15 protein-coding genes and 1 tRNA gene are annotated in these 16,010 nt (G+C 72.0%); 10 read left to right on the top strand and 6 right to left on the bottom strand.

The window, feature by feature from the left end; genetic code table 11:
- Window positions 1–193 precede the first annotated feature (193 nt).
- Both ACIBNA_RS16205 and ACIBNA_RS16210 read left to right on the top strand, forming a co-directional pair.
- Entirely contained in the window at window positions 194–778 is a 585-nt protein-coding gene (locus ACIBNA_RS16205) for a flavin reductase family protein (RefSeq protein WP_399165847.1), read from the top strand.
- 48 nt (window positions 779–826) lie between these two features.
- Window positions 827–1,294 (top strand): GNAT family N-acetyltransferase, encoded by a 468-nt coding sequence (locus tag ACIBNA_RS16210; RefSeq protein ID WP_399165848.1) that lies wholly within the window; start codon window positions 827–829, stop codon window positions 1,292–1,294.
- Here the strand turns inward: ACIBNA_RS16210 and arfB are convergent.
- Entirely contained in the window at window positions 1,291–1,728 is a 438-nt protein-coding gene (gene arfB, locus ACIBNA_RS16215; protein WP_274817215.1) for an alternative ribosome rescue aminoacyl-tRNA hydrolase ArfB, read from the bottom strand. The genes ACIBNA_RS16210 and arfB overlap by 4 nt on opposite strands.
- A gap of 146 nt (window positions 1,729–1,874) precedes the next feature.
- Here arfB and ACIBNA_RS16220 point away from each other — a divergent pair, with 146 nt between their 5' ends.
- Window positions 1,875–2,450 carry a TerD family protein gene (locus ACIBNA_RS16220; RefSeq protein WP_274817216.1) on the top strand — a complete coding sequence of 192 codons (576 nt, stop codon included), beginning with the start codon at window positions 1,875–1,877 and terminating at the stop codon, window positions 2,448–2,450.
- Window positions 2,451–2,542: 92 nt separating this feature from the next.
- Here ACIBNA_RS16220 and ACIBNA_RS16225 read toward each other — a convergent pair whose 3' ends face one another.
- Window positions 2,543–3,964 carry a M1 family metallopeptidase gene (locus tag ACIBNA_RS16225; protein WP_399165879.1) on the bottom strand — a complete coding sequence of 474 codons (1,422 nt, stop codon included), beginning with the start codon at window positions 3,962–3,964 and terminating at the stop codon, window positions 2,543–2,545.
- Between the two features lie 7 nt (window positions 3,965–3,971).
- Here ACIBNA_RS16225 and ACIBNA_RS16230 point away from each other — a divergent pair, with 7 nt between their 5' ends.
- Complete coding sequence (locus tag ACIBNA_RS16230; RefSeq protein WP_399165849.1) at window positions 3,972–4,472, top strand: hypothetical protein; 501 nt, start codon at window positions 3,972–3,974, stop codon at window positions 4,470–4,472.
- Window positions 4,473–4,511: 39 nt separating this feature from the next.
- On the opposite strand, the gene ACIBNA_RS16235 is transcribed toward ACIBNA_RS16230, so the two are convergent.
- Window positions 4,512–5,204: a pentapeptide repeat-containing protein gene (locus ACIBNA_RS16235; protein WP_399165850.1), complete on the bottom strand. Its 693-nt coding sequence runs from the start codon at window positions 5,202–5,204 to the stop codon at window positions 4,512–4,514.
- A gap of 129 nt (window positions 5,205–5,333) precedes the next feature.
- On the opposite strand from ACIBNA_RS16235, the gene ACIBNA_RS16240 reads away from it, so the two are divergent.
- Window positions 5,334–6,494, top strand: a complete 1,161-nt coding sequence (locus tag ACIBNA_RS16240) for an FAD-dependent oxidoreductase (RefSeq protein ID WP_399165880.1) — start codon at window positions 5,334–5,336, stop codon at window positions 6,492–6,494.
- A gap of 43 nt (window positions 6,495–6,537) precedes the next feature.
- A complete protein-coding gene (locus tag ACIBNA_RS16245) occupies window positions 6,538–7,518 on the top strand; it encodes a zinc-binding dehydrogenase (RefSeq protein ID WP_399165851.1) in 981 nt (326 codons plus the stop codon).
- A 69-nt stretch (window positions 7,519–7,587) separates the two neighbouring features.
- On the opposite strand, the gene ACIBNA_RS16250 is transcribed toward ACIBNA_RS16245, so the two are convergent.
- Window positions 7,588–10,863 (bottom strand): Tat pathway signal protein, encoded by a 3,276-nt coding sequence (locus ACIBNA_RS16250; protein ID WP_399165852.1) that lies wholly within the window; start codon window positions 10,861–10,863, stop codon window positions 7,588–7,590.
- A gap of 128 nt (window positions 10,864–10,991) precedes the next feature.
- On the opposite strand from ACIBNA_RS16250, the gene ACIBNA_RS16255 reads away from it, so the two are divergent.
- Both ACIBNA_RS16255 and ACIBNA_RS16260 read left to right on the top strand, forming a co-directional pair.
- On the top strand, window positions 10,992–11,915 hold the full coding sequence (locus tag ACIBNA_RS16255) for an aminoglycoside phosphotransferase family protein (RefSeq protein WP_399165853.1): 924 nt from the start codon (window positions 10,992–10,994) through the stop codon (window positions 11,913–11,915).
- A gap of 3 nt (window positions 11,916–11,918) precedes the next feature.
- Entirely contained in the window at window positions 11,919–13,010 is a 1,092-nt protein-coding gene (locus ACIBNA_RS16260) for a DUF4037 domain-containing protein (RefSeq protein WP_399165854.1), read from the top strand.
- Window positions 13,011–13,022: 12 nt separating this feature from the next.
- Here the strand turns inward: ACIBNA_RS16260 and ACIBNA_RS16265 are convergent.
- Together ACIBNA_RS16265 and ACIBNA_RS16270 are read right to left on the bottom strand one after the other, a co-directional pair.
- Window positions 13,023–13,096: transfer RNA gene (locus tag ACIBNA_RS16265), tRNA-Thr, on the bottom strand.
- Window positions 13,097–13,182: 86 nt separating this feature from the next.
- Complete coding sequence (locus ACIBNA_RS16270) at window positions 13,183–13,599, bottom strand: DUF3224 domain-containing protein (RefSeq protein WP_399165855.1); 417 nt, start codon at window positions 13,597–13,599, stop codon at window positions 13,183–13,185.
- Between the two features lie 117 nt (window positions 13,600–13,716).
- On the opposite strand from ACIBNA_RS16270, the gene ACIBNA_RS16275 reads away from it, so the two are divergent.
- Window positions 13,717–14,685, top strand: coding sequence for a helix-turn-helix transcriptional regulator (locus tag ACIBNA_RS16275; protein WP_399165856.1), 969 nt, complete (start codon window positions 13,717–13,719; stop codon window positions 14,683–14,685).
- Between the two features lie 185 nt (window positions 14,686–14,870).
- A complete protein-coding gene (locus tag ACIBNA_RS16280) occupies window positions 14,871–15,959 on the top strand; it encodes an ABC transporter ATP-binding protein (protein ID WP_274817274.1) in 1,089 nt (362 codons plus the stop codon).
- Window positions 15,960–16,010: the final 51 nt, after the last annotated feature.

Genomic DNA, 16,010 nt, shown 5'->3' on the forward strand with positions numbered 1-16,010 from the left:
TGCCCCTTGTGACTCAAGTCACAGGAGAACCTGAACAATTGAGTGGAGTTTCTGCGTTCTTCACGTGCGTCTACGAACGCAGACTTTGTCGCGTTGCGCACAGCTTTTCCCGGGAGCCCGTCGCGAGTCCTAAGACCGTGATCGGGCGGGAGCCCGATGCGGGGTGGCCGGGACGCAGATTAGCGTTTCAGACGTGCCGAACACTCCCACTGCCACGTCCCCGATCATTCCGCCGCCCGCCTCCGGGCATGCTGAGGGGGTGAGCAACGACGAGTTCCGCGCCGCCATGTCCCGGCTGGCCTCAGGCGTGGTCCTGGTGACCGCGCAGGAGCCGCCGCTCGACCCGGACGACCCCTCGGCGCCGGGCAGTGAGGACGTGGGCATGACGGCCACGGCCTTCATGTCGGTGTCCCTGGACCCGCCCCTGGTGCTGGTGAGCCTGCGCGAGGGCTCCCGCATGGACGATCTGCTCGACGAGCAGCCCCTGTGGGCGGTCTCGGTCCTCTCCGAGAGCCAGCGGCACATCGCGGGCCGTTTCGCCATGAAGGGCCGCGTCAGCGACCGTCTGCTCTTCGCGGACATCCCGTACACGCGCGGCGAGTACACCGACGCGCCCCTGGTCGGCGGCGCCCTGTCCGTCCTGGAGTGCCGCACCGAGCAGCGGGTACGGGCCGGCGACCACACCCTGGTCATCGGCCGCGTCCTGACGGCCCGCGTCCCGAGCGCGGACGGCGGACCGCTGACGTACTTCCGGGGGCGGTACCGGCACCTGAGGTGAGGCGGAAATCCGGTGACCCGGGGTGATCGGCGCGCCTAGGGTGCGCGCATGACAACGACGGGCCCTCGCCTCGAAGAGCTCAATGCCGGGAACCTCGACGCCGCGCTCGGCATCCGCGTCCGCCCCGACCAGGAACACGCGGTCTCCCCGGTCGTGAAGTCCCTGGCCGAGGCCTATGTGCATCCCGGCGTCGCCTGGCCCCGCCTGATCGTCGACGGCGACCGCCCGGTCGGGTTCCTCATGGCCTTCCTCGACATCGACTGGTACGAGGACGGCAGCGTGCTCCGCTCGGGCCTGTGGCGGCTGAACATCGCGGCCGGGGAGCAGGGCAAGGGGTACGGCCGTTTCGCCGTCGAGTCCGTCGCGGAGGAACTCCGTCGGCACGGCACCAAGCAGCTCTACGTCACCTGGCATCCCGGCCCCGACGGCCCGGAGGGCTTCTACCTGGGGCTCGGCTTCCGCCCGAACGGGGAAACCAGCGAAGGCCAGACGGTCGGGGTCCTGGGCCTGGCCTAGCCCCAGTTGCGCGGGGAGCGGCCCCGCTTGGTCTCCGAGCGCTGCTTCTTCTCGCGCAGCCGCCGCTCGTTGATACCCCGGGGGATCCGGGTCGGCCTGCGGGGCTTGGGCGGGGGTGCGGTGGCCTCGGCCAGGAGCGCGGCGAGGCGCACGGCGGCGGCCTCGCGGTTGCGCCACTGGGACCGGTGCTCCGAGGACCGTACGGTGACGACTCCGTCGACCAGGCGCCCGGCCAGCCGCTCCAGCGCCCGCTGCTTCCACACCTCGGGCAGCGCCTCGGTCCGCGCCAGGTCGAAGCTGAGCTCGACCTTCGAGTCACTGGTGTTGACGTGCTGCCCGCCGGGCCCCGACGACCGCGAGAAACGCCACATGAGCTCGGCCTCGGGCAGGGAGACGGAGCCGCGGATGACATGGGGACCAGACATGCCGTACATGTTCCCGCTCCTGTCCCGTCCACGTCATCCGAATAATCGCGGGTAAAGAAAGTAAAGGACCTGGAACCTCGTGTGCCCCTCTCCACGTTGATGGGGGTAGCTGTAGCTTCTTTGCCGTACGTACACGAGGGAAGGGACTCCCAACAATGGCTGTAAGCCTGTCCAAGGGTGGCAACGTCTCGCTCACCAAGGAGGCTCCGGGCCTGACCGCTGTCACCGTGGGCCTCGGCTGGGACGTCCGCACCACCACCGGCACGGACTTCGACCTCGACGCGTCCGCGATCGCGGTCAACAACCAGGGCAAGGTCTACTCGGACGCCCACTTCGTCTTCTTCAACAACAAGCAGACCCCGGACAACACGATCGTCCACACCGGCGACAACCGCACGGGTGAGGGCGCCGGCGACGACGAGGCGATCAACGTCAACCTCGCCGCCCTCCCGGCCGACATCGACAAGATCGTCTTCCCGGTGTCCATCTACGACGCCGAGAACCGCTCGCAGAACTTCGGCCAGGTCCGCAACGCCTACATCCGCATCGTCAACCAGGCCGGCGGCGCCGAGATCGCCCGCTACGACCTGTCGGAGGACGCCGCCACGGAGACGGCCATGGTCTTCGGCGAGCTGTACCGCAACGGCGCGGAGTGGAAGTTCCGCGCGGTGGGCCAGGGCTACGCCTCGGGCCTGGTCGGCATCGCCCAGGACTTCGGCGTGAACGTCTGACGGACGCCCCGGTCGTTCTGACTGCTGCGGAGCCCCCCGGCCTTTGCAAGAGGGCCGGGGGGCTCCGGTCCTTCAGGGAGTGCTCCGGGCCTTCAGGCTCGCTCCGGCTTCCCCTCCCCGTACAGCCAGTCCTCCCAGATGGCCTCGAAGTCCTTCCCGGGCGCCCGCTTCTCGACGTACGCCGTGAAGTCGGCCGTGTCCGCGTTCCCATGGCGACGGTCCGCCGCCCAGCCCCGGAGGATGTCGCCGAACGCCTCGTCGCCGACGGTCTGGCGGACCTTGTGGAGGACCATGGCGCCGCGCTGGTAGACGGGGGCTCCGGAGATGTGAGCGGCGTCCACGGGTTTCGCGGGCGGGAAGGACCAGAGGTCCTCGTAGGTCTTCTCGCCGTGGTCGTACAGCGCGTCGAAGCTCTCCTGCGCCGTCTCACCGCCGTGCTCCTCCTCCCACAGCCACTCCGCGTACGTCGCGAAGCCCTCGTTGAGCCACATGTCCCGCCAGCTCTGCGGCGTCACGGAGTCGCCGTACCACTGGTGGGCGAGTTCGTGGACGAGGAGCGTGATGTCGGGGGCGCCGGGGAAGACGGGGCGGCTCTGGGTCTCCAGGGCGTAGCCGATGTCCGACGCGCGGTCGACGATCGCGCCTGTGGAGGAGAAGGGGTACGGGCCGAATCGCCGCTCCGCCCAGCGCAGGACCTCGGGGATGCGCGCGAGCACCGCGCGGCTCCCCTCCTTCTCCGCCGGGTCGACGGCCGTGTACACGGGCAGACCGTCCCGGGCGGTGGACCGGCTGATCCCGAAGTCGCCGATCGCCAGTGTGGCGAGGTAGCTCGCCATCGGCTCGGCGGTGCGCCAGGTGAAGGCCGTGCGTCCTCGCGCGGTCGTCTCGCTGCGCAACTCCCCGTTGGACACGGCCCGCAGCCCCTGCGGCACGGTCACCGTGAGGTCGTACGCCGCCTTGTCGGAAGGGTGGTGATTGCCGGGGAACCACGCCATCGCCCCGGCGGGCTCGCCCAGCGCGAGCGCCCCGTCCGTCGTGCGCAGCCAGCCCTCCTGGGAGCCGTCCGGGTCGGTGACGGTCTCGGGCGCCCCGGAGTAGCGGACCGTCACGCGGAACGTCTCGTCCCGGTCGATGTCCTCGCCCGGCCGGACGGTGAGCTCCTGCCCGGCACGGTTCCAGCGGGCGGTCTCGCCGCCGACGGTGACGTTCCCGACCTCCAGGCCCAGCAGGTCGAGGTTGAAGGCGGACAGGGCCTTGGTGGCCCGGGCGGTGAGGGTGGCCGTGCCGGTGAGGCGGTGTGCGTCCGGGGCGTAGTCGAGGCGCAGGCCGTAGTGGGTGACGTCGTAGCCGCCGTTGCCGGCCTTCGGGAAGTACGGGTCGCGTACGCCGGAGCCGCCCGGGGTGCCGTGGACTCCGCCGCCGCACGCGGTGAGGGCGAGGGCGCCGACGAGCAGGGTAGGGACAAGACGTACAGATCGGGCCACGATCGCGATCCTACGGGCGCGTGACACCATCACATCCGTGCTCGACATCGGCTACGCCCTCTCCAACCGCTTCCCCGACCCGCCGCAGACCGACTACCGCCGCGCGGACGTCCACGCCCTGCGGCACGACCTGTTCTGCGGTGACGTCTACCTGGCGGACACCGAGCAGGACCGGGAGGTGTCCACAGCCTGGGGATGGGTGCCGGTGCTCGACTTCGCGTGGGCGCTGTGCGACATCGTGGAGCGGATCGACCGGGACCCGGCGGGCTCCCGGGCGTCCCGGCCGCAGCGGGCGGAGCTGGACTTCACCGAGTCGACCGACCGGATGCTCTTCGAGCGCCGCTTCGGATGGGTGGACATCGAGGCCGACTGGATGCCGGCGGAGGAAGCTCCCCTGACCTTCTCCCACGCCGAACTGCGCCGCGAGGCCCGCGACTTCCTGCACGACCTGCTGGCCGACCTCACCGACCTGCACGAGGGCCTCGCCGAGAACCCGGCGATCTGGACACTGCAGGCGCGCTTCCCCAGGGTCCCGTGACAGCTGCCGACGACGGCGGTGCCGCTCGCTGCGGGGCTGTCAGTCCTCCACCCGGATCCCCCACTGCATCGCCAGCACCGGCGCCAGGTCCAGCAATTGGGTCGTACTGATCACCGCCCCGGCCAGCCGGTCCAGTCCCCGGCTGATCTCCAGTGACACGGCCCCGCGCAGGTCGACGTCCTTGAGGGTCGCCGCGTGGAGGTCGGCGCCCTTCAGCACGCAGTCCACGAACTCCACGCGCTCCAGGCGGGCGCCGCCGAAGTCCGGTTCGACGAGGACGCAGCCCTCGAAGACGACGTCTCTGAGCCGGGCCATGCGCAGGTTCAGGTAGTCGATCTTGCCGCCACGGATCAGCACCCGCTCCAGCACCGCCGCGTGCATCTGGGTGCCGCCGAGGCGGGCGTCGATCAGCTCGACGTCGCGCAGCGTCGCCTCGGCGAGGTTGGTGCCGACGCCCCGCACACTCGTGAGGGACGAGTCCAGGACGGAGGCGTGCCGCAGCCGGACCTCGTCCAGCGCGCACTCCGTCAGGGCGCAGTCCATGAAGCGGGACCCCGATCCGTCCTGCCCCGCGAAATCCGCCTCCCGGAACTCCAGCCCGTCGTAGTCCCCGTCCGGCGCCAACTCGCCGCCCGTGAACGGCTCCAGCTTCGGCAGCCGGATCTCCGGCCGCCGCGCGGCCTTCACCCCCGTACCGCCCGCACCCCTACCGCCCGCCGTACTCCTCGCCATGCGCCCATGCTGCATCACACCACTGACAACAGCCCCTGACCTGCGAGGTAGCGGGCCATGTCACATTCCGGGGCCGTCGACCGGTCGTACTCCCACAAGCGTGTCGTCGAACCCAGGGAGACCTCAGCCATGCACCGCATCACCGTCATCGGCGGCGGCTTCGCCGGACTGACCGCCGCCATCACCGCCGCCGAGGCGGGCGCCAAGGTCACCGTCCACGAAGCCCACCACACCCTCGGCGGCCGGGCGCGCACCGCCGAGGGTCCGTACCGCACGAACGAGGGCCCGCACGCCCTCTACAGCGGCGGCCCGCACTGGGCCTGGCTCAAGCAGCGCGGCCTCATCGGGCCGCTCGCCCCGATCCCGCCCCTGGAGGCCGCCCGGCTACGGCTGCGGCACCACGGCGTGCTGCGCCGCACCCCGCCCTTCCCGATGCTGAAGCTGCTGCGCCGGACCGCCGAGCAGGTGCCCGTGGACGTCGACTTCCTGACGTGGGCGACCGGCATCGCGGGCGAGGAGGGGGCCCGGGCCGCCGCCCACTACTCGGCCGTCGCCCTCTTCCACCACGACCCCGGCTCCCTGTCGGCCGCGTTCGTGCAGGAGCGCCTGCGCCGCGCCACCAAGCTGCCGCCCGAGGCGCACTACCCGCGCGGCGGCTGGGCCAGCCTCATCGACCGGATGGCCGCCCGCGCCTGGAACCTGGGCGTCCGGATAGAGACGCTGTCCCGGGTCGACAGGCTCCCCACCGACACCCCGGTCGTCGTCGCCACCTCCCTCGACGCCGCCCGGCGCCTGCTCGGCGACGACTCCCTGACCTGGCCGAGCGGCCGTTCCGTCCTCGTCGACCTCGCCGTACGGACGCGGCGCGGGGACGCGTTCGTGGTCTGCGACCTCGACGCGACCGGCTGGCTCGAACGGTTCACCGCCCAGGACCGCGGGCTCGCCCCGGCCGGCGAGCAGCTCATCCAGGGTCAGATCCCCATCGCCCCGCACGAGTCCAAGGCCGACGGCACCGCCCGCGCCGAGCAGCTGCTCGACCTGGGCTTCCCGGGCTGGCGCGAGCGCGTCACCTGGCGGCGCGAGGCCGTCGCGAACGGCCGTACGGGCGCGGTCGACCTGCCCGGCACCAGCTGGCGCGACCGGCCCGCCGTGGACCGGGGCGACGGTGTCTACCTCGCCGGCGACCAGGTCGCGGCCCCGGGCGTGCTGTCGGAGGTCTCCTTCAACAGCGCCCTGACGGCGGTGTCGTTGGCCCTCGGCCGACGGGAGCTTGACCTCAAGCAAGCTTGAGGTTGAAGGCTGGACTCAGACCACCACGACATGGGGAGCCCCGATGCACGCGATCCGCCTGCACGCCTTCGGCCCGGCCGAGAACCTCACCTACGAGCAGGTCGAGGACCCCCGGCCGGGCCCCGGCCAGGTCCGTGTCGCCGTACGGGCGGCGGGCGTCCACCTCCTGGACACGGCCCTGCGCGAGGGCATGCAGGGGCCGGCGCCCGAGCCGACGCCCCTGCCCACCATCCCCGGCCGCGAGGTCGCCGGGGTCGTCGAGTCCCTGGGCGAGGGCGTCGCGGACCTGTGGCTCGGCAAGCGGGTCGTCGCCCACCTCGGCTTCGTCCCCGGCGGCTACGCCGAACTGGCCGTCACCGAAGTCGAACGCCTGCACGAGGTCCCGCAGAACCTGGACTTCGGCGAGGCCGTCGCCATGATCGGCACGGGCCGTACGACGATGGGGATCCTCCAGTTCGCCGAGCTCGGCCCCGACTCGGTGGCCATCGTCCCGGCCGCGGCCGGCGGCATCGGCACGCTCCTCGTGCAGTACGCCAAGAACGCCGGCGCCACCGTCGTCGGCCTCGCGGGCGGGCCGGAGAAGGTCGCCCGGGTGCAGGCGGGCGGCGCCGATCTCGCCGTCGACTACAAGGACCCGGCCTGGCACGCGAAGGTCCGTGCCCACCTCGGCGGCCGGGCCGCGACCGTGGTCTTCGACGGCGTCGGCGGCGACGTGGCCCGCGAGGCCGTCGCCCTGCTCGGCCCCGGCGGCAAGCACGTCGTCTTCGGCTGGTCCGCCGAGGGCATCCACGACGGCGAGCCCTACCTCGTCGACGGCGTCTCCGAGCAGGTCCTCGGGCCCGTCATGCTTCAGAAGGCCGGCGGCCCCGACCCCGTACGCACCCTCGAACTGCGCGCCCTGGCCGAGGCCGCCGCCGGCCGGCTCACCCCGGCCGTACAACGCTTCCCGCTGCCCGAGGCCGCGGCCGCGCACCGCGCGCTGGAGACTCGGGGGACGATCGGAAAGGTCGTCCTGGAACCATGACCCGAGGCCCCACCGGGGACCCCACGGGGCGTCGGGTCCCTCCTCCTCACCAGGGCCGGCCCGGACGGATCAGCGGGCGACCGCCTTCGTCGCCTCGCTCAGCGCCGACCCGTCCTTGTGCCCGGTGCGGTGCGCGATCACCTTCACGGTGATCTTCTTGCCCTGCTGCGCCGCCTTCAGCACGAGCGAGGACTTGGCCGCCGCGCTGATCGCCTTGCCGTCCGCGTACCACTGGTAGCCGTACGAGGACGCGGCCGGGCTCCACGTCCCGGTGGACGCCTTCAGCGTCCGGCCGACCTTCGCCGTCCCGCTGATCACCGGCGGCCTGGTCGCCTTGGGCGCGTCACCCTTGGCCACGGTCACCGCCGCCGAGGACGCCGACCCGCTGCGCCAGCCCGCCTTGACCGCCGTCACGGTCACGGTGAGCTTCCTGCCGGCCTGCGCCGCGGGGATCGTGTACGCCGACGCGGTCGCGCCGCCGATCGCCGTACCGTCCGCCTTCCACTGGTACGTGTACGAGGACGGGGTCGCCGACCAGGTGCCCGGCGCGGCGGTGACCTTGGCGCCCACCTTGGGTGTGCCGGTCACCTTCGGGGCCGCCGTGTTCTCCAGCGCGGGCTGGGGGGTCACGGTGAAGGTGCCGCGCTGGAACTCCCAGCCGCGCGTGTACACGCTGACGTTCCAGGTGCCGGTCGCCGCGGCCGTCAGGTCGACGGTCGCGGTCACCGACCGGTTGTCCGCGGAGACCGACTCCGCCGCCGCGTTGATCGTCTTTCCGGCCTGGCTGAGCTGGACCCGGACGTCCGGCCCGAGCGCGGTGCCGGTGACGGTGAGCTTCACCTTGGTGCCCGCGGCGCCGGTGTCGGGGCTGACGGCGGTGACGTTCGTCTTCTCCGTGCCGCACGGCGTGGCGGAGCAGGTGAGCTCGGCGCTGTAGGCGGTGCTGGACGCCTTCTCGGGCAGGCCGAGCAGGAACAGTGACGGCGTACTCGCGGACGACGAGCCCAGCACGTCACAGTCGTAGCCCTCCGGAACGAAGTGCGTGCAGCCGTTCTTCCAGGTGGACGTGTTGTACAGCACGGGCACCGCGGTGGTGGCAGCGCCGGCGGTGTCCTTGATGTCGGTCTCGAACCGGTCGAACCCGGCGGTGGGCAGCGCCGCGCACATCGCGGTGCGCGACTCGTTCAGCGCGCCGGTGACCGGCCCGTACCCGAACGCCACGGACGGCACCTTGGCGCACTCCGGGGCGGGCCCGTCGGCGGTCGCGATGCGCAGGGCGTCCAGGCGGTACTCGGGAGCCGCCTGCAGACGGGTCGGCGTCTGCACGAGGACCTGGTGGGTGGTCGAACCGCTCACCGCGCAGGGCGAGTTGCGGAAGGAGCACTCCACCCGGCCGTCCCCGGCGACGACCGCGCTGTTGGCGGTGCCAAGGGCGTCCCGCACATTGACGTGCACGACGTCGGTCGCGGCGGCCGTGGTCACCTGGTGGCAGGTGATTGTGCCCCGCGCTCCGGAGGCACTCGCCAGGGACGCCCCGCCGACCTTCACCGCGGCGGTCTTCGCACAGCCCGCGGCGGAGGCGCTCGCGGTGACGTCCCGCCGGGTCAGGGCGTACGTGGCTGCCTCGTCCCGGCCGGTCACCAGCACGGTGTGGGCCTTGCCCGGGGTCAGGGAGCAGACCGACCAGCCGTCGGTCGTGGCGTAGCGGTCGCAGACACGCTTGCCGTCGGAGTCCAGCACCGAGAACCCGGCCGGGGCGGTCCCCGAGGTCGCGGTCAGCTGAAGCAGCTCGGTGTTCGAGTGCGCGCCGGCCGGGATCCCCAGGCAGTGCGAGAAGACGCCGTCGCCCGTGGTCAGCGTGGCCTTCGCACCGCCCGCGGCGAAACTGCCCGCGGGCAGGACGGGGCAGCCCTCGGCGACGTCGGTGCGGTGGAAGGCGATCGCGTACGGGCCCGTGGCCGTGTCGCCGCTGTCCTCGGTGCGCACCAGCGCGCGGAACGGCGCCTCACCCGTGAGCGCGCAGTCACCGCCCCGGAGCGCCTCCCCGTCGCACTGCGGGGCGCCGTCGCGGTCCAGGACCTCCACCTCGGGGGTCAGCCCGGCCGAGGTCTGCGAGGTGAGCGCGGCGATCCGGCCGCCCTTCGGCACGGGCAGGGTCAGGCAGTCGTACTGCCCGACCGTGCTCAGCTCCCCCTTGTACAGGCCGGTCCCGATCGTGACACAGCCGGCGTCGGAGGCACGGTCGAACACCACCAGCCGGTCACGGGACGGGGCGAAGGCGTTGGTGCCGAGCACCGCCGTGTAGGTGCCCGCCTCGCGGATCCGGCACGGGTCGGTGCCGGACTCGCACACGGTCCGGCCGCCGGCGTCGTACACCCGGACCGCCCCGGCCGACCGGTCCTCGTCCACGTAGTGCACGGTGTACGGCCCGGCCTTCGCGGCGGAGAAGGTGTAGCAGGCGTCCGTGCCGAAGTCCCGCGGCTCGATCGGGCCGTAGGGCAGGACCGACGCGGTCGCGCAGCCCTGCGGGTCGTTGAGCCGGCGCACTCCAAGCGCGTACTCGGCGGGGAAGCCGCTCTCCGCGCCCGAGACGCTCGACAGCACCCGGTAGGGGCCGTCGCCGGGCAGGACGCAGCTGTCCTCGCCGTCCTCCGGGAAGTGCTCGCAGATGCGGGCGCCGGTTTCGTCGGTGATCCAGGCGACCGACTCGCCGTACACCTTGGTGCCGACCGTCAGCCGGATCCGCTCACCGGGCCGGCCCTCGAAGGCCTGGCAGTCCACGGCCAGCGGGCTCGCCGCGCTCCGGATCACCGCCGGCCGGTCCCAGCCGGTGCCGACCGGCTCGGAGCAGCCGCGGGTGCCCGAGCCGAGCGGGACGACGGTGAGCTCGGTCTGCTCGTCGTCGACCCAGCCGCTGTTGACGACCTTGACGGTGTACGTACCGGCCGCGGGCACCTGGCACCAGCCCTCGGCGCGGTAGTCGTCGTCGAAGCAGTCGACCTCGGTGCCGTCGGCGTCGGCCATCTGCGCGTAGGCGTTGTTCTGGCTGTCGTCCAGCCTCACCAGATGCAGACCGGCCGAGGCGGCCGTCACCGTGAAGCAGGCGCTGCTCTGGGCCGGGACGGTCGCCTTGCCGACGGCGTCGCCCGGATCCCCGAACGGCGCGAGCGCGAGCGGCGCGCACTCCGGTTCGGCGGCGGCCTGGGCGGAGCCCGCCCCCGCCAGGCTCAGCAGCGAGGCGAACAGCGAGACGACGACGGCGGACGCGCCGGCCCGCCCACGTCTCGCTCGCGATCTGGAGCCGGGTCTCGGTCTCGTTCTCGGGCAGGCGTCCGTGTCCGACATGGCAATCCCCCCTGGATCAGTGGTCGTTGGCGAGATGCTCGCACACAGGTGCGACACAGCGCCCGCGAGAAAGCCGAGACCCCGAGCTGGGCCCTGTTCCGGCCCGACCCGGCCCGGAGTTAATTCACATGACCCGCCCGCCCCACCCCACTACCGTGCCGAAAGTGATCGACATTCCCCGGGAGCTGGCGGCATCACAGGAGAAGTACAACGGCGAGGCGGGCCGCGCCTTCATCGAGGAACTGCCGGACCTGACGGCCGGATTCCTCGACCGCTGGGCACTGAAGCCCGACGGACCGCCCATGCACGGCGTGTCCGCCCTGGTCCTCCCGGTCGTCCGCGCCGACGGCAGCCCCGCGGTCCTCAAGCTCCAGATCCTCGACGAGGAGAGCGAAGGCGAACCGGTCGCGCTGCGCGCCTGGGACGGCGAGGGAGCCGTCCGTCTCCTCGACCACGACGAGCCCACCGGCACGATGCTGCTGGAACGCCTCGACGAGACCCGCATGCTGTCCCACGTCCCGGACACCCACCAGGCCGTCGTCACCATCGCGGAACTCCTGGCCCACCTCACCTCCTTCCCCGCCCCGCCCGGCATGCGCCGCCTCGGCGACATCGCCCGGGCCATGCTCGATCAGACCCCGTGGGCACTCGACCGCATCCCCGACCCGGAGACCCGCCGCCTCGTCGCCGACTGCGCCGCCGCCGTACGCGAGGTCGTCGACGAACCGGGCGACCGGCTCCTGCACTGGGACCTGCACTACGAGAACGTCCTCGCCTCCGACCGCGCCCCCTGGCTCGCCATCGACCCCAAGCCCCTCGCCGGCGACCCCGGCTTCGAACTGTGGCCGGCCATCGACAACCGCTACGACCCCGACGACATCCTCTGGCGCTTCGACGCCATGACCGACGTCCTCGCCCTGGACCGCCCCCGCGCCCGCGCCTGGACCCTCGGCCGCCTCCTGCAGAACGCCCTGTGGGACATCGAGGACGGCCGCCCCCTGGACGACGACCAACTCGAGATCGCCCGCCGCCTGCGCGGACACGCCGTCTGACCCATGCCCCCCTTCCTCCCCGGCCTGGAGCTCTCCCGCCGCTTCTACACCGAGGCCGTACGCCCACTCCTGGACGAGGCCCTCCCCGGCATCCCCCACTCCGCCGCCCGCCTCGGCAGCGGCTCCGAGGTCCTCGGCTACGACACCCCACGCTCGGCCGACCACGAGTGGGGCCCACGCCTCCAGCTCTTCCTGCGCCCCGAGGACGCCGGGACACACGGCCCCGGCCTCACCGCCCTCCTCTCCCACCGCCTCCCGAAAACCTTCCTCGGCCACCCCACCCACTTCGCCCGCACCGGCGACGACCCGGGCACCGACATTCGCGTCATGACCGGCACCGACGGGCCGGTCCACCACCGCGTCGACATCACGGCCCCCGGCACCTGGTTCACGTCCCAACTCGGCTTCGATCCGGCCCAGGGCGTCACCACGGCGGACTGGCTGGCCATCCCCACCCAACGCCTGGCCGAGGCCACCGCGGGCGCCGTCTTCCACGACGGCCTGGACCGGCTCGCCCCGGCCCGCACCGCCCTGCGCTGGTACCCGCACGAGATCTGGCTGTACGTCCTGGCCTGCCAGTGGAAACGCGTCTCCCAGGAGGAGGCCTTCGTAGGCCGCTGCGGCGAGGTGGGCGACGAACTCGGCTCCGCGATCGTCGCCGCCCGCCTGACCCGCGACCTGATGCGCCTGAGCCTCCTCATGAACCGCCGCTACCCGCCCTACAGCAAGTGGCTCGGCACCGCCTTCACCGCGACCCCCCGGGGCGCGGCGCTCACCCCCACCCTGACCGCAGCGCTGGCGGCCCCCGACTGGCACACCCGCGAGCACCACCTCAAGCACGCCTACGAGGCGATCGCCGCCCACCACAACGACCTCGCGATCACGGACCCCGTCGACCCCACCACCCGCCCGTACCACAGCCGCCCGTTCCAGGTCCTCCACGCCGAACGCTTCACAGCGGCACTCCGCGCCCGCATCACGGACCCGGACCTCCGCTCCCTGCCCGACACCGGCGCGATCGACCAGTGGGTGGACAGCACCGATGCCCTCAGCGATGTCCGGAACAGGAAAGAGCCCAGGTCGGAGACGATCTGACCTGGGCTGTCGAGCCCCCTGTCGGATTCGAACCGACGACCTACGCATTACAAGTGCGTTGCTCTGGCCAGCTGAGCTAAGGAGGCACGCGCACTATGACGCCGTACGCGAGGCGGCACCACTGTACACAGAGCCCGTTACCCCGAGCCACGAAGTTCCGGTCCGCCCGCTCTCACTCCACCTCGTACTCGAACCGGTACGCCACGGCCGCCTCCCCGTGCCGCGCGGTGAACCCGCCCTTCCCCTTCAATCCGGACAGCTCCCCGTTCCCGGAGCCCTCCACCACCTCGAAGGCGCAGTGCACGGTTCCGTCCTCGTCGAACGACCCCCGTTCCTCGACGGCGAAGCTCCCCTCCCGCCCGTCGAGGCGGCCGGTGAGCAGCTCCATGCCGGCGAAGGAGCCGGTCTTGGGGGTGACGTAGACGATGGTGTACTCGCAGATCGTCCCGGCCGCCTCGATGCCGCCGTTGAAGGTGTTCCGGACGGAGGCGTGGGCGACCCGTGGGTTCGTGTCCTCGCTCGGGCCGATCACACGTTCCTGCCAATCGGCGAAGGTGAAGTGACCGGTGGTGGTCCGGGTTCCGGGCATGGGTGGTCCTCTCGATCAGGGGCCGGACGGGCCCGTGAAGGCGTCTGGAGACCACCCTGATCCCCGTACCTGACATCTTCTGTCAGGTACGCCGCCGGACGCCGGACAATGGCATCCATGCGCGCCGACCGGCTCCTCTCCCTGCTCCTGCTGCTCCAGAACCGCGGACGCATGACCGCTCCCGAGCTCGCCGCCGAGCTGGAGGTGTCGGTGCGGACGGTCTACCGGGACGTCGAGGCGCTGGGCGCGGCGGGTGTGCCGGTGTGCGCGGACCGGGGGCCCGAGGGGGGCTACCGGCTGGTCGACGGGTACCGGACGCGGCTGACCGGCCTGACCGACGCCGAGGCCGGGTCGCTGTTCCTCGCCGGGATGCCCGGCCCCGCGCGAGACCTGGGGCTGGGGGCGGTGCTGGCCAGTGCCCAGCTGAAGGTGCAGGCCGCTCTGCCCGCGGAACTGGCCGGGCAGGCGCGGCGGGTCCAGGAGCGGTTCCACCTGGATGCGCCTGCCTGGTTCCGGGAGGCCGATCCGGTGCCGTGCCTTGAGGCGGTGGCAGCGGCCGTGTGGGAGCAGCGGGTGCTGCGGATGCACTACCGGCGGTGGCGCGGCGAGGTGCACCGGGAGGTGCGGCCGCTGGGGCTCGTCCTGAAGGGCGGCATCTGGTACTTGGTCGCCCTGGCGCAGGGGGCCGTACGGACGTACCGGGTGTCGCGCGTGCTGGTCGTGGAGGACACCGGGGAGACCTTCGACCGTCCGGCCGGCTTCGACCTGGCCGCCCATTGGGAGGAGTCGTCCCGGCGCATGGAGGCCGCTGTGCAGCAGGGTGTCGCGCGGGTGCGGCTCTCCCCGCGCGGGCAGCGGCTGCTGCCGATGCAGTTCGGGGCGGCGGGTGCACGGGCCCTGGAGGGCGTCGGGGCGCCGGACGGGGACGGCTGGGTGGAGGTGGAGCTGCCCGTGGAGGCGGAGGCCGTGGCGGTCGGTGATCTCCTCCGGCTGGGGGCGGAGGCGGAGGTGCTCGGGCCGCCCGGACTGCGGCAGGCCGTCGCCCGGGCGGTGGCGGTGCTGGCGGGCCGGTACGAGGAGGCATGACCGCCGCTTCGAAAATTTCCGCGAAGTTCACAGGCCCGGAGGTACTGACAGACAGATGAACGCCGGGTACCGTCCTGAGCCAGTTCACACGCGTGGACTACACCACAACGGAATACCCGTCGTGGCACCGCCTTCCTACTCGGATCGTCCGGCACGTTCCTGCCGGTAGAAGGGGTTCACTCATCATGGCCACTGTCTCGTTCGACAAGGCGACCCGGATCTACCCGGGTTCCACCAAGCCCGCTGTTGACGCGCTGGAGATCGACATCGAGGACGGCGAGTTCCTCGTCCTCGTCGGCCCGTCCGGCTGCGGCAAGTCCACCTCGCTCCGCATGCTCGCGGGGCTCGAGGACGTCAACGCCGGCGCCATCCGCATCGGCGACCGCGACGTCACCCACCTGCCGCCGAAGGACCGGGACATCGCCATGGTGTTCCAGAACTACGCGCTCTACCCGCACATGACCGTCGCCGACAACATGGGCTTCGCGCTCAAGATCGCCGGCGTCAACAAGGCGGAGATCCGGCAGAAGGTCGAGGAGGCCGCGAAGATCCTCGACCTCACCGAGTACCTGGACCGCAAGCCGAAGGCGCTCTCCGGTGGTCAGCGCCAGCGTGTCGCCATGGGCCGCGCCATCGTGCGTGAGCCGCAGGTGTTCCTCATGGACGAGCCGCTGTCCAACCTGGACGCCAAGCTCCGTGTGTCCACGCGTACACAGATCGCCTCGCTCCAGCGCCGCCTGGGCATCACCACCGTCTACGTCACCCACGACCAGGTCGAGGCCATGACGATGGGCGACCGCGTGGCGGTCCTCAAGGACGGTCTGCTCCAGCAGATCGACACCCCGCGCAGCATGTACGACAAGCCCGCCAACCTCTTCGTGGCCGGCTTCATCGGCTCCCCGGCGATGAACCTCGTCGAGGTCCCGGTGACCGACGGCGGCGTGAAGTTCGGCAAGTCGGTCGTGCCGGTGCAGCGCGACGCGCTCGCCGCCACCACCGACAAGACCGTCACCGTCGGTGTCCGCCCCGAGCACTTCGACGTGGCCGGTCCGGACGCCGAGCTGGGCCTCGCGGTCACCGTCAACGTCGTCGAGGAGCTGGGCGCCGACGCCTACGTCTACGGCACGGCGAAGGTCGGCGACGACTCCAAGGACCTCGTGGTCCGCGTCAGCGGCCGTGACGTCCCGGAGAAGGGCAGCACGCTGCACATCGTCCCGCGCTCCGGCGAGACCCACGTGTTCTCGACCTCCACGGGCGAGCGCCTGTCCGACTGACCCACCAGCAAACGCACAACCCCGGGTGAATCACCCAAGTGACGAAGAGGG

Origin of the sequence: Streptomyces sp. NPDC050164 (assembly GCF_044459945.1) — a bacterium.
Classification (GTDB): domain Bacteria; phylum Actinomycetota; class Actinomycetes; order Streptomycetales; family Streptomycetaceae; genus Streptomyces; species Streptomyces coeruleorubidus_A.